The organism is Roseateles sp. FW305-36, from assembly GCF_058787015.1.
Genome location: NZ_JBYSZK010000001.1, coordinates 257,911 through 278,107, shown reverse-complemented (window position 1 = coordinate 278,107; position 20,197 = coordinate 257,911). Strand labels below are relative to the sequence as shown.

The 20,197-nt window shown below is 67.5% G+C and carries 16 protein-coding genes; 6 read left to right on the top strand and 10 right to left on the bottom strand.

The window, feature by feature from the left end:
* The first annotated feature begins 80 nt into the window (after positions 1-80).
* Entirely contained in the window at positions 81-2,192 is a 2,112-nt protein-coding gene (locus tag AC3WOE_RS01310; RefSeq protein ID WP_492687693.1) for a TonB-dependent receptor plug domain-containing protein, read from the top strand.
* Here the strand turns inward: AC3WOE_RS01310 and AC3WOE_RS01305 are convergent.
* From AC3WOE_RS01305 to AC3WOE_RS01265, 9 genes are all read right to left on the bottom strand, one after another.
* A complete protein-coding gene (locus AC3WOE_RS01305; protein WP_492687692.1) occupies positions 2,160-3,305 on the bottom strand; it encodes a cytochrome P450 in 1,146 nt (381 codons plus the stop codon). The two genes, AC3WOE_RS01310 and AC3WOE_RS01305, sit on opposite strands and share 33 nt — an antisense overlap.
* Before the next feature lie 8 nt (positions 3,306-3,313).
* A complete protein-coding gene (locus AC3WOE_RS01300; protein ID WP_492687691.1) occupies positions 3,314-4,129 on the bottom strand; it encodes a citrate synthase family protein in 816 nt (271 codons plus the stop codon).
* Positions 4,126-4,902, bottom strand: a complete 777-nt coding sequence (locus AC3WOE_RS01295; RefSeq protein WP_492687690.1) for a citrate synthase family protein — start codon at positions 4,900-4,902, stop codon at positions 4,126-4,128. Before AC3WOE_RS01295 ends, AC3WOE_RS01300 begins: the two co-directional genes overlap by 4 nt.
* A gap of 8 nt (positions 4,903-4,910) precedes the next feature.
* Positions 4,911-6,746 (bottom strand): thiamine pyrophosphate-binding protein, encoded by a 1,836-nt coding sequence (locus AC3WOE_RS01290; RefSeq protein WP_492687689.1) that lies wholly within the window; start codon positions 6,744-6,746, stop codon positions 4,911-4,913.
* Positions 6,747-7,001: 255 nt separating this feature from the next.
* Entirely contained in the window at positions 7,002-8,234 is a 1,233-nt protein-coding gene (locus AC3WOE_RS01285) for a M28 family metallopeptidase (RefSeq protein WP_492687688.1), read from the bottom strand.
* 36 nt (positions 8,235-8,270) lie between these two features.
* Positions 8,271-8,750, bottom strand: a complete 480-nt coding sequence (locus AC3WOE_RS01280) for a carboxymuconolactone decarboxylase family protein (protein WP_492687687.1) — start codon at positions 8,748-8,750, stop codon at positions 8,271-8,273.
* A gap of 48 nt (positions 8,751-8,798) precedes the next feature.
* Positions 8,799-9,752, bottom strand: coding sequence for an RNA polymerase sigma factor SigJ (gene sigJ / locus AC3WOE_RS01275; protein WP_492687686.1), 954 nt, complete (start codon positions 9,750-9,752; stop codon positions 8,799-8,801).
* 58 nt (positions 9,753-9,810) lie between these two features.
* Entirely contained in the window at positions 9,811-11,631 is a 1,821-nt protein-coding gene (locus AC3WOE_RS01270; RefSeq protein WP_492687685.1) for a glycoside hydrolase family 9 protein, read from the bottom strand.
* Entirely contained in the window at positions 11,628-12,743 is a 1,116-nt protein-coding gene (locus AC3WOE_RS01265) for a hypothetical protein (protein WP_492687684.1), read from the bottom strand. Before AC3WOE_RS01265 ends, AC3WOE_RS01270 begins: the two co-directional genes overlap by 4 nt.
* A 199-nt stretch (positions 12,744-12,942) precedes the next feature.
* Between AC3WOE_RS01265 and AC3WOE_RS01260 the strand changes: the two genes are divergently transcribed.
* The 5 genes from AC3WOE_RS01260 to AC3WOE_RS01240 all read left to right on the top strand — a co-directional run bounded on the left by AC3WOE_RS01260 (position 12,943) and on the right by AC3WOE_RS01240 (position 19,581).
* Positions 12,943-14,193: an ROK family transcriptional regulator gene (locus tag AC3WOE_RS01260; protein WP_492687683.1), complete on the top strand. Its 1,251-nt coding sequence runs from the start codon at positions 12,943-12,945 to the stop codon at positions 14,191-14,193.
* 64 nt (positions 14,194-14,257) lie between these two features.
* Entirely contained in the window at positions 14,258-15,205 is a 948-nt protein-coding gene (locus AC3WOE_RS01255; RefSeq protein ID WP_492687682.1) for a carbohydrate kinase family protein, read from the top strand.
* A gap of 4 nt (positions 15,206-15,209) precedes the next feature.
* The gene (locus tag AC3WOE_RS01250) at positions 15,210-16,442 is read left to right on the top strand and encodes an MFS transporter (protein WP_492687681.1); all 1,233 of its coding nucleotides are present in this window, start codon (positions 15,210-15,212) and stop codon (positions 16,440-16,442) included.
* 77 nt (positions 16,443-16,519) lie between these two features.
* Entirely contained in the window at positions 16,520-19,162 is a 2,643-nt protein-coding gene (locus tag AC3WOE_RS01245) for a TonB-dependent receptor (RefSeq protein ID WP_492687680.1), read from the top strand.
* A gap of 44 nt (positions 19,163-19,206) precedes the next feature.
* Positions 19,207-19,581 (top strand): hypothetical protein, encoded by a 375-nt coding sequence (locus AC3WOE_RS01240; RefSeq protein ID WP_492687679.1) that lies wholly within the window; start codon positions 19,207-19,209, stop codon positions 19,579-19,581.
* On the opposite strand, the gene AC3WOE_RS01235 is transcribed toward AC3WOE_RS01240, so the two are convergent.
* A complete protein-coding gene (locus tag AC3WOE_RS01235) occupies positions 19,578-20,195 on the bottom strand; it encodes an FMN-binding negative transcriptional regulator (protein WP_492687678.1) in 618 nt (205 codons plus the stop codon). The genes AC3WOE_RS01240 and AC3WOE_RS01235 overlap by 4 nt on opposite strands.
* Between the last annotated feature and the right edge of the window lie 2 nt (positions 20,196-20,197).

Here is a 20,197-nt window from a genome sequence, read left to right as displayed (position 1 = left end):
CTGCCCCTCACTTTCCGCTGACGGCCGTTGGCCGCCCCCACAATACGCGCCCATCACCGTTCCCCTCGGAGAAGCTGGCAATGCGACCTTTCTTTGGCCTGGTGGTTTTGGGAAGCGTCTGCTTGACGGCCGGGCCGTTGATCGCCCTCGCCCAAACCCCGAGCGAAGAAGAGGAACTGGCCCAGGTCTACGGCGACAAGACCACCGTCAGCATCGCCACGGGTTCGGCCCAGAGCCTGCGCCGCGCGCCGGCCGTGGCCACGGTGATCACGGCCCAGGACATCGCGGCCATGGGCGCCACGGGCATCGACGAGGTGCTGGAAAGCGTGCCCGGCATCCATGTCAGCCGCAGCAACAACGCTTTTGCGCCGCTCTACCTGATTCGCGGCATCCACAGCGAATTCAACGCCCAGACGCTGATGCTGCTCAATGGCGTGCCCCTGACCACCCTCTTCGTGGGCAACCGCGGCCTGGGCTGGGGCGACATGCCCGTGGAGAACATCGCCCGCATCGAGATCATCCGCGGACCGGGTTCGGCCCTCTACGGTGCCGACGCCTTCTCGGGCGTCATCAACGTCATCACCAAGACGGCGACCGACGTGGGCGGCGCGGACCTCGGCGTGCGCGTCGGTTCGTTCAAGAGCCGCGACGGCTGGCTGCAGTACGGCAGCAAGCTGGGCGACTATGACGTCGCCGCCTATCTGCGCGTGGGCAGCACCGATGGCCAGAAGGAGATCGTCAGCGCCGACCAGCAGACCCTGCTGGACGGCCTGTTCGGCACCAAGGCCAGCCTGGCACCGGGACCGATGAATGTCGGCTTCAAGGCCGTCGATGCCAATGCCGAGATCGGCCGCGGCAAGCTGCGCCTGCGGGGCAGCTACAAGCTGCGCGACGACCTGCAGACGGGTGCCGGCGTCGCCGCCGCGCTGGACCCCGTCGGCCGCTTCAGGATCGAAAGAATCACCTCGGACTTTTCCTGGTCGGACATCGACCTCGGCAGCGACTGGCGGGGCAGCCTCACGGCCAGCTATCTGCACTACCAGCAGACCTTCAATGTGCCGCTGCAGCTGTTCCCGCCGGGCGCCTTCGGCGGCGCCTTTCCCAAGGGCATGCTGGGCGCGCCCAACACCTGGGAGCGGCAGGTCCGCCTGGCGGCGGTGGCCTCCTACAGCGGCATCAGGGGTCACAGCGTGCGCCTGGGCGTCGGGCACGACGACCTCAACATGTACCGCACCCAGGAGTTCAAGAACTTCACCATCATCCCGAGCGGCCCCGCCATCGGCCTGCCCGTGCCCATTCCGAGCGGCGAGGTCAAGGAATTCCCGGTCGAGGAGTCCTACGTCACGCCGCACCGCCGCACGGTCAGCTATGTCTATATGCAGGACGAATGGAGCGTGGCCAAGGACTGGACGCTGACGGCCGGCGTGCGCCACGACCGCTATTCGGATTTCGGCACCACCACCAACCCACGCGTGGCCCTGGTCTGGGACGCCAATCTCGATCTGACGGCCAAGCTGCTGTACGGCCGGGCCTTCCGCGCTCCGGCCTTCACCGAGCAGTACAGCATCAACAACCCCGTCATCCGCGGCAACGCGGCCCTGAAGCCCGAGACCATCAGCACCTTCGAGGCGGCGTTCTCCTGGCAGGCGCGGGCGGACACCCAGCTCAACCTGAGCCTGTTCCGCTACGACATGAAGGACATCATCCGCACGACGGACAGCGGCGGCGGGGCGGCCCAGTTCAACAACATCGGGTCGCAGCACGGCACGGGCCTGGAGCTGGAAGCGCAATGGGACGTGACGCGCAAGCTTCGTCTGAGCGGCAACCTCGGCCTGCAGCGCTCCATCGAGGACATGACGGGCACCGACGCGGGCTATGCGCCCCGCCAGCACCTGAACGCGCGGGCCGACTGGAGCATCACCAACGGCTGGCTGCTCAGCGGCCAGGTCAACCATGTCGCCAAGCGCCTGCGCTCCGCCGGCGATGCCCGGCCGGCCATTCCCGACTACACGACGGCCGACCTCACTGTCCGCAGTGCCCAGAGCCGCGGCAGCTGGGACTTCGCGGTCTCGGTGCGCAACCTGTTCAACGCCGATGCCCGCGAACCGAGCATGGCGCCCGGCGCGGGTCTGCCCAACGACATCCCGCTGGCGCGACGCTCACTCTACGTGCAGGCCGCTTACCGCCTCTGAGTTCTCGAAGCGCACCGGCAGGCTGCTGAAGCCGAACAGCACGAAGGACGACAGCGGCTCGGCCGCGCGGCCGTCGTCCTGGCGCAGCCCACCGAAGCGGCGCAGCAGCGTGGCGATGGCCACGCGCGCCTCCAGCCGGCCCAGGCCCGCGCCCAGGCAGTAATGGATGCCGTGGCCGAAGCTGAGGTGGCGATTGGCCGTGCGGGTGATGTCGAAGCGGTCGGCATGCGGGAAGGCCGACTCGTCACGATTGCCCGAGGCGTTGAACGTCATCACCTGCTGGCCGGCCTTGATGAGCTGGCCGCCCAGCACCACGTCGCACGTCGCGCGGCGGGCGAAGAACAGGAAGGGCGTGTTGAAGCGCAGGGCCTCCTCGATGGCCTGAGGCAGCAGTTCGGGCTCGGCCACCAGTTGGGCCAGCGCCTTCGGGTGGGTCAGCAGCAGCTGCAAGGTGTTGCCGATGAGATTGGCCGTGGTCTCGAAGCCGGCAATCAGCAGCAGGCGGCAGGTGCTGGCGACTTCCTGCAGCGTCAGCTTCTCGCCATCGACCTCGGCGGCCAGCAGTCCGCTGACGAGGTCCTGGGTTGGCGCATCGCGGCGGCTGGCGATGAGGTCGGCCAGATAGGCGTCCAGCTCGTCGACAGCCTGCACGAACTCGGCAGCAGGCACCTGGCCCATCAGCTCCATCTCCGCCGCGCGGATGGCGGGGATGGACCATTGCTTGAACTTGTCGTGGTCGGCTGCCGGCAACCCCAGCAGCGCGGCGATGACGGTGACGGGCAGCGCGAAAGCCAGGTCGCTGACCAGGTCCATGCGTCCGCTGCTCTCGACGCGGTCCAGCAGCGCGTCGGTGATGGCCTGCACGCTGGGCTCGAGATCGGCGATGACCTTGCTCGTGAAGGCGCGGGCCACCAGGCGGCGGAACTGCGTGTGCCGCGGCGGATCCATGAAGACCATCATCTTGCCGTCCGACAGGTCCGACGAGAAGGTCTTGGCGTCACCCAGCACGGTCTGGATGTCGTGATAGCCGTAGACCTCCCACACGCCGAGTTCGGCGTTGAAGTGCACGGGCGTCGTGGCGCGCATCTGCGCGTAGTGCGGATAGGGGTTCATCGTCGGGCTCAGGTTGGTGATGCTTCGGTGGGCCAGCGGCGCTTGGCCGGGCCTTCGTAGTTGATGTGGTCACAGGACAGCGGAAACACCGTGTTCGGCGCCTTTTCTGCTGCCTCGATGAAGCAGGGCGACATGCCGGCCATGAAGACCGGGACCTGGAAGTGGTGCATCTCGGTGGCCGAGAAGCCCAGGTCGGCGCACAGGGCCGACATCAACGCCGCGTAGTTCATGCGCAGCTTGGGGCTGCGCGCCACCAGCTGGCGCTCCACATCCAGCGCGATGCGCAGATGCGGCCCGCCGTCGAGCTGCAGTTCGCGCGCGATGCCCAGCACCCAGGGCAGGCGCTCGTCGATGGTGGCGATGGGCCGGCCATAGCCATAGATGCGGCCCCGGGCCAGCTCGGCCTCGACAAATTCGGTCAGCGCCCCACCCTGCTCTTCGTGGGCGCGGGCACGGATGAAGAAGTCGATGCTGCTGACGTAGGGATGGCCGCCGTAGATGGTGGCCTCGGACAGGGCCAGCGCCGCGGCGATGCCCAGCCCCGGCGTGCTGCGCGCCGAGCCCGCCAAGGCCGCGGTGCGGTTGTTCCAGATGCGGGCGTCGGGGTAGCTGGTGCAGACCCACAGGGCATGCAGCAGTCTGGTTTGCGGTTCGTCATGGTGGCGGCCGGTGATGCCCAGCACATACAGAGCCATCCAGTCGAGATGACGCAGCTCGGCATGCAAGTCCTGGCCGCGGAAGACGGCGCGCGTGCCGACGAAGGCCTGGCCCATGCGGGTGGCCATGCGGTCGGCGCTGGCCACGAGGGCTTCGGGACCGTTCATGCGGCGACTCCCGGATCGTTCTGCAGGTCCAGCGCGAAGAAGGGGAAACTCTTGTGGCCCCGCTCTCGCTGCTCCAGCGCATGGGCCGCGGCGCCGGGCAGGCGCAGCAGCAGATGCAGCATCTCGCCCTGGTCGGGCGTGAAGCCCAGGTCGCCGAAGGCAGCGGCCGCGACACCCGTCATGGCCAGGCCGTGACCGGCTGCGGCTTCCAGCGGAATCCGGCTCTGCATCAACCAGGGCAGGTAGTGGCCATCGCTGAGCGACGCGAGCACTTCCAGGGTGCGCACGACGATGCCGCAGGCCTGCCTGGCGTGGGGATCGAAGCCGGGCGGATGATCGGTCTGCGGCCAGATGCCGGCGCGCTCCACGACAGGTGCGGCCAGCGCGCGCTCCCAGGCCGACGGGCTGCGGCCGCACTCCTGGAAGCGCTGCATGGCAGCCCAGACCTCGCGCGCACCGCCGGCCTTGCCGGCGCCCACGGACAAGGCCGCGATCAAGGCAGCGGCCGACGTCGAACCGCCAACGCCCGCGCACATCGCGGCATGCACCGCGGCATCACGCGGTCCCGGGTTGGCCAACGCCAGCGCCAACGCGTCCAGCAAGCGGGCCTGCCTGGCCGACGGCGCCTCGCCGCGCAGCAGCAGTAAGAGCATCTCCACCCAGCGCGCCTGGCCCAGCATGTCGCCATAGACGTCATAGCCGTGGCACAGGGCGCTGCGAGTCGCAAAGCTGTTGGCAGGTTCCGCGTCCTCGTGCCAGATGCGCGTGTGCACCTGGCTGATCATCGGGCCGTGCCCAGCGTCTTCATGCGCAGATTCATCGGCGGCACTTCCTCGCCGTCGATGCGAACATCCAGCAGCGTCGGGCCGCGGCGCGACAGCAGGGCATCGAAGTCCAGCGCATCGAGGTCCTGCGACGAGCGGATCACATGGCCCGGAATGCCCATGGCGGCGGCCATCATGGCGAAATCGACCTTGGGCAGCTGGAAGCCGATGGGCTCGGCGCCTGCCAGGCGCTGGCCGTGCTTGACCATGCCCAGCGCCCCGTCGTTCAGCACCACATAGAGCACCGGCAGGCCGAGTTCGGCAGCCACCGTGATTTCCTGGCCATTCATCAGATAGCTGCCGTCGCCGGTCATGCAGACGACGGGACAGCGGCGGTTGGCCATGGCGATGCCGACGGCCGAGCCGATGGCCCAGCCCATGGGGGCGAAGTCCATGGTCACGCGCAGCCAGCTGGATGTGCGTGTGCGCCTCTCCTTGCCGGCCGGCAGATAGGCGCCGCCGGGCATGCGGGCGCCGCGCTTGTCATGGGGCGCGAGGTAGTGCACGGCCCAGGCCGCGCTGTTGCCAGCGTCGGCCACGAAGCGGGTCTGGGGCGGGCAGCGCTCCCCCAGCGCGGCGACGAGGCGCTGCGGCTTGACCGGCGCGTCGTCGCTGCGCAGGGCCTGGGGGCTGTCGACCATGGCCTCATAGGCCTGGCGCGCCACCTGCGGATGCATGAAGGGCAGCAGCGCACCCTCCTGCGGCGAGGCCAGCAGCGTCATCAGCTGCTCGCAGACCGACTTGATGTGGCCACGCACATGCAGCCGCGCCATCGGCGAGCGCATCAGGTTCTCGTCGCTGTCGTCCACATGGACGAGGCGGCTGTTCAGCAGGGCCGTGGACCAGCCCCCGCTGCTGAACTCGCCAAAGCCCGTGCCCAGCGCGATGACGAGGTCGGGCTCGCCCTGCAGCAACTCGGCCGCACTGGCGTGGCCGCCGAAGCCGAACACGCCGCGAAAGCGCGGGTGGTGCGGGTTGATGAAGCCCTTGCCATCGGGCGTGGTGATGAAGTGGCCGTCGGTGCGCTGCACCAGCTGCATCAGGTCGTTGGCCGCCTCGCCGCAGCCGTCGCCGATCAGCCAGACCGCCTGGCGGGCCGAGAACAGCAGGCGGGCCAGCTGGCGCACGGCCGGCAGGTCGACGAGGGCCGGCGCGCGGCGCAGCAGGCCGGCGAAATCGGGGGTTTCCACGTCGCTTGAAAGTGGGGCGCGCATGATGTCCACCGGAATGGACAGATGGCTGGGCCCGCTCGGCGCCCGCTGCGCCTGCATCAGCGCGTTGAACAACTTGGTGGGCAGCTGCTCGGCGTGCGAGACCAGGGAGTTGTAACGGGTGCAGGGGCGGAACATCGCCATCGTGTTGATGCCGGTGCAGCTCGACTCCTGCAGCGCGCCCTTGCCGAAGTTCTTGATCGGCGGCTGGCCGGTGATGACCAGCATGGGCACGTTGTTGTCATAGGCGCAGGCCACGCCGGTGATCAGGTTGGTGGCGCCCGGCCCCGAGGTGGCGATGCAGACGCCCAGCTTGCCGGTCTCGCGGGCATAGCCGTCGGCCATATAGGCCGCGCCCTGCTCGTTGCGGGCCACGACGGCCTGCGGGCCGCCGCGGCGGGCGCTGCGTGCGAGGGCGTTGTAGAGGGGCTCGATGGCGCCGCCGGGCACGCCGAAGACGTATTCGACGCCGAGGGCGGCCAGTGCGTCGACGATGAGGTCGGCGGCGTCACGCTGGACAGGCTCGCGCGCCAGGTCGGACGCCCCGACGTAAAACGGGGCGAGAGCGGTGTTGGATTCCACGATGCAGCAGGCGATGGACTCCGTAACAGGCCAGAGGCCCGCACGGCGTCGGGGGAAACAAAAGAGCCCACCTCAAGTGGACTCACGGATGGCCGCGAACGGCCTGCTCCCCCTGCTGCGCGCTCGGGCCTCAGGGCCCGGCGACGTCTAGTGCCCGCGCATGAAGATGGTTAGCAACTGCGCGATGGGACCGGACTGTATCCATTTGAAACTTTTGTACATCCCCGCGAATGCGGGCGGAACGAATTCACGGGGTCAGGGCTTGACCTTGACACCCGCCAGTTGAGCGACTGCCGCCAGTGTCGTCTGGGCCGCGTTGAGGCCCAGCAGAAAATCCTTGTCCGTGTAACTGGAGAACAGATCCGTGGGCTGGTGCCAGTGCGGATTCCAGCCCGCGCCGATCTGCTGGCCGCGTTCGTTCTCCCTCAGCGAGATGGCCGGCACTTCGTCCATGAAGGGCGTGGAGTCGGTGTTGGTCATGTGAAAGCCGACAGCCGCCGGATAGTTCGTCGCGTACTTGTCGTTGGCGGCCCGGAAGTGCCAGGCGAGCTTGGCGGCAGCGTCCGCGAACCTGGACGTCGACTGATACTCGATGTTCACGTCGGCCTCGGCGCGCTGCTCCTTGGGCGGTGCATAGACCGGCTGGCCCTTGGCATCCAGCACCGGCTTGCCATTCGCGTCCAGCTTGGGCACGGGCATGCCGTGGTCGAACATCATCATGTCGTGCTGGATCATGCCCAGCCACTTCGGCTCGGGGTATTTGCCCGACCCTTTGGGCAACTCGATGCCCTGCAGGCCCTTGCGCTGCTCCACATAGGCAGAGGCGCCGTTCAGCCCGGTCTCCTCGTTGTTCCACAGCACGAAGCGGATGGAGCGCTCCGTCGTCACGCCGGGCAGGCTGAAGATGCGCGCCAGCTCCATGACCAGGGCCGTGCCTGAACCGTTGTCGTTGGCCGCCTCGCCCCAGCCGATGCCATCCATGTGGGCGCCCACGATGTACATCTCGTCGGGCCGGGTCGTGCCGACCTTGGTGCAGTAGACGTTCTCGCGCAGGCCGGTGCCGACGGGCGTGGGTTCCTCGTTCAGCTTGCGCAGCCTGTCGTCGGTCTGGGCCATGGGATCGGTGTTGACGCCGATGGGCGCCCGCTTGCCGAACAGCGTGCTGCCGCCCTGCCCGGCCGGACCGCCGGCCAGCGGCGCCCGCGGCGCGGCAGGGTTGCGCCTGGCGGGTTCGGTGAACTGGTACTGCAGCCTCTCGGTGTTGGTGCAGCCATAGCTCTTCAGCTGTGCCTCGATCCAGTCCAGGGCCTTGCGGTTGCGCTCGGTGCCCTGGCGGCGGTCGCCGAACTGGGTCAGGCCCTTGATGGTGGCCTTGTACTTCTCGAGATCGAGATGGGCGACCAGGGTGGCGACCGGATCGGCCTCCTGGGCCGAGACCGGTGCGACGAAGAAGGCGGCTAGCAGCAGGGAGAGGATGGCGGGCTTCATGGCCTCAGCATAGGCCAGCCGCTGCGCCATGCGGCCTCAGGCCAGACCCGCCTTGTCCAGGCCGTACATCTTGTCCTTGGAGCCGGGCGGGTTGCGGAAGGCGACGTTCATGCGGTTCCAGCCGTTGATGGCGGCGACGCGCCAGGTCAGCGTGGACAGCTCTTCCTCGGAGAACAGTTCGCGCGCCTCGGCAAAGGCGGCGTCGGAGATGCCCTCGGGCGCAATGCGGGTCAGCGCTTCGGTCCAAGCCAGGGCGGCGCGCTCCTTGGGCGTGAAGAGCTGGGACTCGCGCCAGATGGCGACATGGTGCAGGCGCAGCTCGCGCTCGCCGTGGATCTTGGCCTGCTTGATGTGCATGTCCAGGCAGAAGGCACAGCCGTTGAGCTGCGACGCGCGGATGTCGATCAGGATGGCCAGGGTCTCGTCCATCTTGAAGGCCATGCTGAAGTCGAGGTACTTCTTGAACAGCTCAGGGGACTGGCGGGAGTAGTCGAGGCGGGCTTCTGGGTGGCTCATGATGGTTCCTGGGTCGATAGGGCCGGCGTGATTGCTGCGCCCACATCCTCAAGACGGATCAGCTTCGCCGCTTGTGACACGCATCCTGATTCCACCGAGCTTGTCGGGGTTGCGCTGGATGTAGACGGCGCCCACCTGGCCCGCCTCGGCGGCCGGCGCCAGGGCAATGGTCTGCACCAGGTGGCCGCCGTTGCTGTCGTCGACGATCAGCACGCCCGGCAGGCCATTGACGTGGGTGGGCACCAGGCGCCAGCCCTGGCTGGTGGGCATCTGCGCAAAGCCGATGAAGATGCGCGCGATCTGTGCGCTGCCATGCAGGGGTTGGGGCACCGCGCTGACCTTGCCGCCGCCGTCGGCCATCATGACGGCGTCGTCGCTCAGCAACCGGGCCAGGGCCGACACATCCTGGCTGCGCACCGCATCCATGAAGGCATGCACCAGACGGTCGGCCTCTTCCTTGGCCACCTCACGCCGCGCATAGTCGGCCTTGACGTTCTTGCGTGCCCGGCTGATGAGCTGGCGGCAGCTGGCCTCGCTGCGGTCCAGGTGGCGGGCGATCTCGTCGTAGTCCATGTCGAACACGTCGTGCAGCAGAAAGGCAGCACGCTCCAGCGGCGACAGGCGCTCCAGGGCCAGCATGAAGGCGATGGAGACGTCCTGGGCGAATTCGGCCTGCTTCTCGGGGCCGGGCACCCAACCAAACAGGGCCTCGTCCTCCAGCATGGGCTCGGGCAGCCAGACACCCACGTAGTGCTCGCGCTGCACGGCGGCCGAGCGCAGCCTGTCCAGGCAGAGATTGGTCACCAGACGCGACAGAAAGGCGCCCTCGTGCTGGACGGTGGAAGCGTCCACCTCGGCCCAGCGCAGCCAGGCTTCCTGCACGATGTCTTCGGCCTCGGCGCGCGAGCCGAGCATGCGGTAGGCCAGGGCCCGCAGGCGGCGCGCGTGGTCGCGGTCAAAGCGCAGGGCGCGGGCGGTGGGCGAGAGGTCGTCGTCGGTCATGGCGGGAGTTTCGTGGCTGAACTCCCTCCTGACGGAACAGCCCCCCACGTTTGTGACTTCAACGACGCGCTGTCTCCACGGCCGCCAGCAGCATCCAGGCCGAATGCGGGATCCACTGCTCCACCCAACGCCATTGCTCGCCATCGGGTCCCGGGCCGAAGGCGATGCCTTCGCCGGTGTCGCTGCCCACGGCGCCGGTGACGCCGTTGGAGATGCCGCCCTTGAACATGTCGCCCGCGCTGGACGCCACCGTCGGCGGGTTGCGCTTGCCGAAGCCGTAGAGCATGGAGATGCCGTAGGGGTTGCGGCCCAGGGTCCAGTCGAGCTGGCTCTGGGCATAGCTGGCCCAGCCGGCCGGCATCTCGACGCCCGGCTGGCGGCTTGCAACGACCATGGCCGTCGTCAGCGATGCCAGGCGGGCGCTCTCGCCCTGCCACCAATAGCCGGTCTCGTTCCTGTGCGGGATGAAGAAGCCTTCCCTCACCTCGCCTTCGGGCTTGCCGTCCTTGCCGGCCAGCTGGAAGGCCTGGCGGGCATAGCCGTAGGGGTTGGAGACGCGCTCGGTGATGGCGAGCTCGTACTTCAGCGCCGACGCGATGGCCGCAGTGGCGCGGCTGCGACGCGCCTCCTGGGTCTCGACGGCAAGGTAGTGCGACAGGCTCAGCACCGGCAGGCCGGCCTCCACCGCGTGGTAGTAGGGCCGCGTGCCGCCATCGCTGATGAAGCCGCCGGCGGCCGTCTGGCGGCCCATCAGGCTTTCGGCGCGCAGCCGGGCCGCATCCAGGAAGCGGGCCTCGCGCGTCGCGTTGAACAGCTCGACGGCCGCCATCAGCGCCGTGTAGTCGTCGATGATGTTCTCGACGCCATTGGCCGTGTACTGGGCGTTGAGCTGCTGCAGATGGTCGAAGCCGCGCACCGCGTCGGCCAGATAGGTCGCGCCGCTGAACTCGCCCTGGCGGCCTGACTGCCTGGCGAGCAGGGAAGCGCGCGCCAGTGACGCGATGGCCATGCCCGCGCCGGCCCGGTAGGCCGAGCGGTAGAGCTGGGTATAGGTCCCCTCCTCGCCCTCGTAGCCGACCACCATGCGCTCGGCCTTCTCGTCGCCCCAGCGATCGAACACCGTCGTGTAGAAATAGCCCTCGGCATCGAGGATGCGGTGCAGATAGTCAGCGCCCCAGAAGGCCTCGTCCTCGGCGCGCTTCAAGAGGCCAGCACGGCGGTAGAGGTCGCTTGAAGTGCTCGCCGTGTAGGCCAGCACCCAGGCCGCCATCGAGGTCTGCTGCGGGTTGAAGAAGTTGGCATAGCCGAGGTGGGACAGGTATTTGCCGGCGTCGCCGCCGGCGTCCTTCCAGCCGCCGTGCACGTCCACGAACCTGTCGGTCTCGAAAATGCGGATGTGGCTGTCCCCCTTGCCCGTGTGGCGGCTGCGGTGGAAGTAGTCCAGACTCTTGTCAGCGATGGTCGTGAACAGGGCTTGGTCACGCACGCGCACGGGCGCCGACAGCGCCCGCTTGCCGCCGAGCGTGGCCTCGACGCGATAGACGCCCGGCACCTGCAGCGCCGAGAAGTCCACCTCGAAATAGCGCTTGCCGGCGCCCCAGGCCGAGAACTCGGGCAAGGCCTTGAGTTCGCCCTGGGCGACGACCTTGCCCGCTGCCAGCACGCGGTAGCGCCCGGCCAGCGCCGGGCCCGTGGACTCGACGACGGCCTTCTTGGGGCCGACGCGCTCCAGCGCCACCTGGTTGAGCTGCACCAGCAGCGGGTCGGTGGGCAGTTGCACCGAGACCGTCGTCACCGGCGCGGCCGCCGCAACCGTCTCAGCGGCCACGCACAGTGGCGTTGCAGCCACCAGGGCCGCTGCCATCAGGATTCGCTTCATTCCCATGCCATGTTCTTGGACCACTTGATGCCCGAGGTCGGGCACTTGCCACTGTTGTTCGGGTAGCTGCTGTTGATGACCGAGTTGACCGTGCTGACGCTGTTCATGGCCGGGTTCTTCTTGTAGATGTCCAGGGCCATGCTGGCGCGCCAGCAGTTGCCCGCATCGTCGCCCAGGCTGGAGGACTTGAGCCAGCGGATGTATTGGTCGGTCAGATAGGTGGCGAAGCAGGTCTCGTTGCTCATGCTGCCGCAGTTGCCGGCGTTCTTGACCGAGGTGAAGGCAGACACGCTGGCGATGGAGCCTGTGTTGACCTGGACCTGGAAGGCCAGGCCGATGAGGTTGTATTTGTCGAAGGCCGTGAAGCCTATGCCCTTGAGCGCGCTCAGCGCCGGCAGCAGCTTGTCGTTGTTGATGTGCGCGTAGTGGCTCATCACGTATTTGTCCTGCTGGGTGTCGAAGGCCGACTGCAGGGCCTTGCAGATCTTGGTGAGGGCCGCGCGCTTGGTGGCGTTGGAGCGGCTCAGGTTGGGATAGGGATCGAGCTGGGTGTCGTCGGCCTTGAAGTTGCTGGCGGACACGCCGGTGACCTGCGCGCCCCAGTTCTTCATGTCGGTGTTGGTGGCGCCCGTCTTGCCCAGCACATAGGGCGAGAAGGCGTTCTTGAAGTACTCGGGGAAGTCGCCCACCGTCGTCACGCCGACCGGGCCGAAGGTGTCGCCGCGGTAGTCGGAAATGCCTTGGCTGGCTTCGTAGTCCACCTCGCAATAGCGCCAGGGGCCCGCGTCCTGGTAGTTGGTGGTGCCGTTCTCCGGGTAGGCATCCATGCTGAGCACGGCCTGCCATTGCGCGACCGTCAGCTTGCGGTTCTTGTCGAACACGTTTCCGTACACACGCGAGTCGCCCACCGGGATCACACCGCTCGCGGCCGCCGGCTGCACCGCCGTCACCAGGGCCTGGCCGCTGGCCGTCTCGGTCTTGGTATAGAGCCAGCCATCCTGCACGAAGGCCGTGGACTTCTCCGCGTTGGAAGTACCGCCGGCCGCGACGGCCAGCGATGAGACAGCGAACAGCGCAAGGGCTGCACAGGAACCGAGAGAACGAATTTGCATGTTTGCCTCAACAGTTGTCAGTGGGCGATGCCACGGGTGGGTTGTGCCAAAGAGCGGCGCGACTGTAGGCGCCCTCATCCCGCGTCGTCAATATTTAAATCCATTGGTTGTTTATATTTGTTTCGCCGCCGAAAGGTCACAAGGCCCGCCCCTGAGCCAGAATGGCACCCACGTCACCCCTGCCCAGCTTCGAGCACGCATGAGAACCACCGGCCGAGGAGCCACCCAACAGTCCAGTGCCCCCTACAACCGCCGCGTGGTGCTGGACTTCATCCGCCAGCAAGGCGCCGCCTCGCGCAAGGACATCGCCGACATGGTGTCGCTGAGCCCCCAGACGGTGGCCAACATCACCAACGACCTCGAGTCCATCGGCCTCATCGTGTCGCGCCGGCAGAAGGTCGACAAAACCCGCGGCCAGCCGCCCATTGCCTTCGAGCTGAACCCGCAGGCCGGCAACTCCATCGGCATCAGCCTGGAGCCGGGGCGCGCCTCGGCCGCCCTCGTCAATCTCGTCGGCGAGATCCTGCACCGCAGCGAAGTCGAGATGGACACCAGCGACCGCCAGCAGATGCTGGCCGCCATGCTGCAACTCGTCGCCCGCCTGCGCCGCGAGTCGACCGAGCGCCTCTGGGGCATTGGCGTCGCCCTCCCCGGCCCGCTGGGCCATACCGACATCAGCTTCATCGGCCCGACGGCCCTGGAGGGCTGGAGCGACCTGTCGGTGCTGGACGAACTGCGTGAAGCCACCGGCCTGCCTCTTTTTTACCGTGTCGACAGCGTTGCCGGAGCGCTCGGCGAGACGCTGTTCGGCGTTGCCAAGAACCTCGACGACTTCTTCTACCTGCACCTGGGCCTGGGCCTGGGCGGGGCTCTGGTCATCGGCCGCTCGGCCTTCCCCGGCGCCGACGGCAACGCCACCGAGATCGGCCATGTGCCCATCGTGCCCGGCGGCACGCCCTGCTACTGCGGCAACCGCGGCTGCCTGGAGCGCTATGTCTCCATGCACTCCCTGGCCGAAGCCCTTGGCGTGAGCGACCACGATGTCTGGACCCTGGATCTGGCCCAACGACTGCAGCAGCCCGGTGACGAGGCCCTGCACCGCTGGTGCCGCCAGGCGGCCGACCGCCTGCGCGACGCCGTCTGCATGATCGAGAACATGCTGGACCCGCGCTCCATCGTCATCGGTGGCTCGGCGCCCAAGGTGCTGGTGGAGCATCTCGTCGCCCTCGCCCAGCCCTGGCACCGCTCGGTGCGCGGCGGCGTGGCGACGCCCGAGACCCGCATCGTGCTGTCCGACCGCCAGGACGATTCCTCCATCCTCGGCGCGGCCGTGCTGCCCATCTACGAGATGCTGTCGCCGCGCCTGGAAGTGCTGCAGCAGGACCGCCGCGGCGACGCCGACGTGGCCGAGCTGCTGGGCCACCGCCCCCCCGCCAAGCGCGCCGGATAAATATTTCAATCCACTGGATTTATTTATTGACATGGCTTCCAGGGCGCTTCTATAGTCGCGCCCCATGGACACGGATCGCGCACTTTTCAGCCCCCAGCTCAGCATCGTTGGCGACGTCGGCGTCGATCTGGTTCTCGGGTCCCTCGATGGCTGGCCCCGCATCGGCACCGAGCTGCTGATGCCGCGCAGCGAACTGCGTGCCGGTGGCTCCGGCGCCAACGCGGCCCTGGCCGCCCGCCACATCGGCCAGCGCACCCAACTCATCTCGGCCGTCGGCAACGACCACTTCGGCCACTGGCTGGCCGAGGAGTTCAACGGCCTGCGCAGCAACCTCGAGGTCTGCGACCGCGAGACCACCATCTCGGTCGGCCTGATGCATGCCTGCGGCGACCGCAACTTCTTCACCACCGAGGGCCATCTGCAGCAGCTGTCGGTCCAGCATGTGCTCAAGCATCTGCTGCCCAGCGACGTGCCTGCCATCGCCCTCTTCACGGCGCCCTTCCTGCTGACCGAGCTGCGCGCCCGCTACGCTGACCTGCTGGCCGAAGCCGCCAGCCGCGGCTACCGCATCGCGCTGGACACCGGCTGGCCGCCCGAGGGCTGGACGCCCGAAGTGCGCGATGAGGTGCTGGCCTGGCTGCCGCATTGCGACCACCTCCTCATCAACGAGCTGGAGGCGCGCAGCATCTCGGGCACCGAGGACCTCGACGTGGCCCTGGTGCTGATCGCCCGCGTGCTGAAGCCCGGCGCCAGCCTCGTCGTCAAGGTCGGCCCGCGCGGCGCCCTGGGCTTCGAAGGCGGCCGACGCATCGAACATGACGCCGAACCGGCCGACATCTTCGACACCATCGGCGCCGGCGATGCCTTCAATGCCGGCTACCTCTCAGCCCGCCTGCGTGGCGCCCATCTCGCCGAGGCCCTGGCCGCCGGCTGCCGCACCGCGCGGGCCATCCTGTCGCGCTTCCCGCGCAAGACCATCAAGGCCGGCGAGTTCTCGGCCTGTGTAGCCTGACACCATGAAGCACCGCGCCCTCATCGTCGGCTACATCCTGGTGATCTGGTTTGTGATCTCCTTCGTCACCAACCTGATCGGGCCGCTGATGCCCATCATCATCCAGGACTTCAAGCTCAGCCTGGCTCTTGCCGGCTTCCTCCCGTTCTCCTTCTTCCTCGCCTATGGTCTCGTCTCGATTCCGGGCGGCATGCTGGTGGAAGCCAAGGGGCCGCGGCTGACCATCCTGGTCGCCTTCATGCTCAACCTGGCCGGGTCGCTGGCCATCGCAATGTGGCCCGGCTATGCCACGGCCATCGCCGGCCTCTTCGTCATCGGCCTGGGCATGGCCCTGCTGCAGGTCGTCATCAACCCGCTGATGCGCACGGCCGGCGGCGAGGCCCATTTCGCCTTCTTCTCGGTGATGGGTCAGCTGGTGTTCGGCCTGGCTTCCTTCCTCAGCCCCATGGCCTTCCAGTGGCTGATGGAGAGGCCCGGCGCGGCCGGCACCCACCTCGTCTGGATCGCCTTCTACTGGGCCTTCGTCGCCGGCTTCGTCGCCCTCATCGTCGCCAACCAGACCCTGCCCCTGCCCCGGGTCGAACTGAAGGACGATGAACGCATGGGCGGCTGGGCGGCCTACAAGGAGCTGCTGGCGCGGCGCGACGTGCGCCTCTTCTTCCTGGGCATCATGGCCTATGTCGGCACCGAGCAGACGCTGGCGAACTGGATGTCGCAATTCCTCGCCACCTATCACGGCGTCTCGGCCACCGATGCCGGTGCCGACGCAGTGGGCCGCTTCTGGGGCCTGATGTCGCTGGGCTGCCTGCTCGGCTTGGTGCTGCTCAAGCTGCTGGACTCGCGCGTCGTGCTGGCCGGCTTCACGGTGCTGGCGATGGGCAGCGCGGCCATCGCCCTCTTCGGCCCCGCCGCCGCATCGCAGCTGGCCTTCCCTGCGTCGGGCTTCTTCCTGTCAGTGATGTTCTCCGTGGTGTTCTCGCTGGGCCTGAACTCCGTGCCGCGCCACCACGGCGCCTTCTCCGGCGTGCTCTGTACCGGCATCCTCGGCGGCGCCATCGCACCCATGATCGTCGGCGTGCTCGGCGATGCCATCGGGCTGCGCGCCGCGATGTCCACCGTCTTCCTGACCCTGGCCTACATCCTGAGCGTCAGCGCCTGGGCCAGGCCATTGGTGCGCAACGAGACCGTCTCGCTGGCGCAGCTGTTCTCACAGACCAAGCCCAGACCAGGGGCCTGATTTCCTGATTCAACAACGCCATGGCTTTCGGGCCAGGACGGCGACCGCCCATACAACGACACAAGGAGCCGAGAGCGATGAGACCGAACCGAGCTGGATTCCAGAAAACCTTCACCGCCGCCGCTGTCAGCCTGCTGGCCAGCACGGCCTTCGCGCAGGACACGACCACCGCAGCGGACAAGGACAACGCCAAGAACGAGTTGCCCACCGTCACCGTCAGCGCGACGCGCGTCAACTCCAATCTGCTGAAGACACCGGTCGCCGTCACCGCCATCACGCAGGAGGCGTTGAGCCGCGAGGGCATCCACGATGTGCGCGGCCTGTCCGGCACGGTGCCCAATCTGCAGATCTCCTCGGGCGCCGACTCCGGCATCCAGATCAACATCCGCGGTGTCGGCTCGACCAACTTCACCGAGATTGGTGACCCCGCCGTCGGCCTGCACGTGGGTGGCCTGTACTCGCCCCGGCCTCAGGGCGCTCTCGCGCTGATGTTCGACCTGGAGCAGGTCGAGGTGCTGCGCGGCCCGCAGGGCACGCTGTTCGGCCGCAACTCCACCGGCGGCAGCGTCAACATCATCCCGGCCAAGCCCGAGTTCGGCTCCACCTACGGCAATGTCGAGGCCGACTTCGGCAACTACCGCAAGCGCCAGATCAACCTGATCCAGAACATCGCCATCAACGACAAGTTCGCGCTGCGCGCCACGGTCAGCAAGGTGCAGCGCGACGGCTGGATCAACCAGCAGCAGGACTTCACCGACGTCAACCTGCCGGCGCACGGTTTCATCGCCGATGGCATTCCCGATGTCGACCAGCGCCGCAACGCCCTCGTCTCCAAGAGCCGCTACTACTACAACCGCGATGAATGGGCGGCCCGCATCGCCGGCCGGCTCAAGCTCAGCGACAACGTCGAATGGCTGCTGGCCTACGAGAAGTTCCAGAACAACGGTGCCGGCGACGTGGCGATGAAGGACTGCGACATGGCGGCCGGCACGGCCTTCGCCTGCACGGGTGGCAAATGGGACGTCAAGATCAACGTGCCCGGCAAGACGGACATGTCCATCGGCACGCTGCGCTCCAACCTGGTGTGGAACCTCAGCCCCAGTAGCAGCCTCGAGTACGGCTTCGCCTTCGCCAACCAGAAGCGCAGCCAGCAGGCTGACGACGACGGCGGCTACCACCCCATCGCCAGCCAGGTGACGGCCAGCCTGCCCGTCGGCCCCGACGGCGACTGGGGCACCTGGCCGATCAGCGACATGACCTCGCTGACGCTGGCTTCGAGCTACAAGTCCAGCGTGCACGAGCTGCAGTTCAAGCACCACACCGACACGCTGCAGCTCGTCACCGGCCTGTTCTGGATGCACGAGAAGAACGCCATCGACTATGCGCAGGAGCAGCTCGTCACGGCGCCCTTCGGCTTCCCGACCAGCCAGTTCTATCACCAGCCCGACCGCCAGATCGACGCCAAGGCCGTCTTTGCCCAGGCCGACTGGAAGTTCGCGCCGACCTGGACGGCGACGCTGGGCGCCCGCTACAGCCTCGACAAGAAGACCGACAAGGGCGGCCAGGTCTTCGGCGGCTGGGACGGCTCCACGCCGGCCTATTACAACGGCCTCTTCCACCCCGGCACGCCGGGCGATCCGGGCTTCCGCGCCCACAACGGCCGCGACCTCACCGAGCAGATGGGGCCCTTTGGCGGCACCGCCGCCTACGCCGAATGGGGCCCGCCGGCCGGCAACGACAACTCGCAGAGCTGGAAGAAGATCACCTACCGCCTGGGTCTGCAGAACCAGCTCACGCCGCTGGACATGGTCTATACGTCCCTGTCCACCGGCTACAAGGCCGGCGGCTTCGGCGACAAGGACGACCGCTGCGGCGGCCATGACTGCGTGGACGGCCCCGCCGGCCCGCAATACACCTTCTTCCCCTACAAGCCCGAGACCGTCACCAACTTCGAGATCGGCTACAAGGGCCTGATGCTGAACAAGCGGCTGAGCCTGTCGGCCACGTTGTTCTTCAGCCGCTACAAGGACATGCAGGTCACCGGCGACAACTTCGCCTCGCGCATCAAGCGCACGGAACCCTGCCCCGCGGAGAACCCGACCTGCGACATCGTCACCAAGTGGCAGACGGTCAACGTCGGCGTCGTCAGCATCCCCGGCCTCGAGCTGGAGCTCGACTACAAGCCCTGGGCCGGCGCCCGCCTGGGGGCCTTCTTCAGCTATATCAACAGCAAGATGAAGGACTACCCGTCCTACAGCGACACCTGGAACTGCGGCGTGCGCGCGGACGTCGGCGCGCCGGCCTGCCCCGAGCCCTATGCCGGCCCCATCCGCGAATTCGCCGGCCGCCAGATCCTGGACATCACCGGCCACCACCTGCCGCTGTCGCCCAAGTACAGCTTCGGCATCAACTTCTCGCAGAGCTTCATGTTCGGCGAGGGCTGGGAGCTGACGCCCTGGGTCAACCTGAAGTGGCAGGACAAGATGTACTTCACGATGCTGAACCTGGACAACCCGCACATCTCCGACGGGCAGAAGGCCTTCACCAAGATCGACGCCAGCCTCAAGCTGCAGGCGCCCAAGACCTGGCACGCCGAGCTCTATGTGCTGAACGCGACCAACCAGATGACCAAGAACGCGGTGCAGGACGGCGGCGGCTTCGTCAGGGCGTACTGGAACGACCCCCGTACCTATGGCATCCGCGTGGGCATCGACTACTGAACCGGTCTGCTTATCATGGCCATGTTCATGAGCAGGACGCGGCCATGCCCTATCGCATCCACTGGGAGCCCGACGGCGTCTATCGGGCCTATTTCGGCGATCTGAGCATCGCGGAACGGCGAGCTTCCTTCGACGTCATCTGCGGCGACCATCGCTTCGACGGCCTGCGCTATGCGCTGACCGACTACCTCGCCGTGGACGCCTACGAAGTTACCCCGGAATCGACGGCCGAGATGGCCGCCCTGCATGTGGGGCCGCTGTTCACCAACCCCGGCCTGCTCATCGTGGCCGTTGCCCGACGACCCGACATCCTCGCGGCCATCGACCAGTTCCGCAGCTACGACTTCATCACGGCTCCCTACCAGGTCTTCGCCACGCTGGCCGAGGCGCGGGCGTGGATTGCCGGCCAACCAGCCTAGGCCTCAAGCCGCGCCATCCACTCGGCGGTGGCGCGGTCTTCGGCGCGCTCCGATGCTGCCAGCGAATCACGGATGCGCTGGCGCTCCGTGGCCGCGCGGTTCTGGCTCATCTTCAGCTTGAGCTCCCAGCGCGTCACGCGGATGCGAAAGCCGACGATGGCGCCCAGCAGCTTGTGCTGGTAGTCCTCCTTCAGGCCACGCCACTGCTCGGCGTATTCGGGCTCGAAGCGACCAATGAGGCGCTTCAGCAGTGCGTCCTTGTCGGCGAGGCCGTCGATGAGCTCGATGTCGCCGTAGGCATGCAGGGCCGCATAGTTCCAGGTCGGCACGTTCTGCGCCGACTCGTAATGCCTGGGACTGACGTAGGCGCCGGGGCCGCTGAAGACGGCCAGCAGGCTCTTCTGCTGCGACAGCCAGCCCCAGTGTGGATTGGCTCGCGCCATATGCCCCTCCAGCACCAGGCCACTCTCTTCCGGCACAACGACCAGCGGCAGGTGGCTGCCGAAGCTCTGCCCCGTCGCGTCCGGTCCCAGCAGCAGCGCCAGCGGATGCTCCGCGATCAGGCGCAAGGCATGGTCAAGATTGGCGGACTTGAAGTGGGCGGGCTGGTACACGG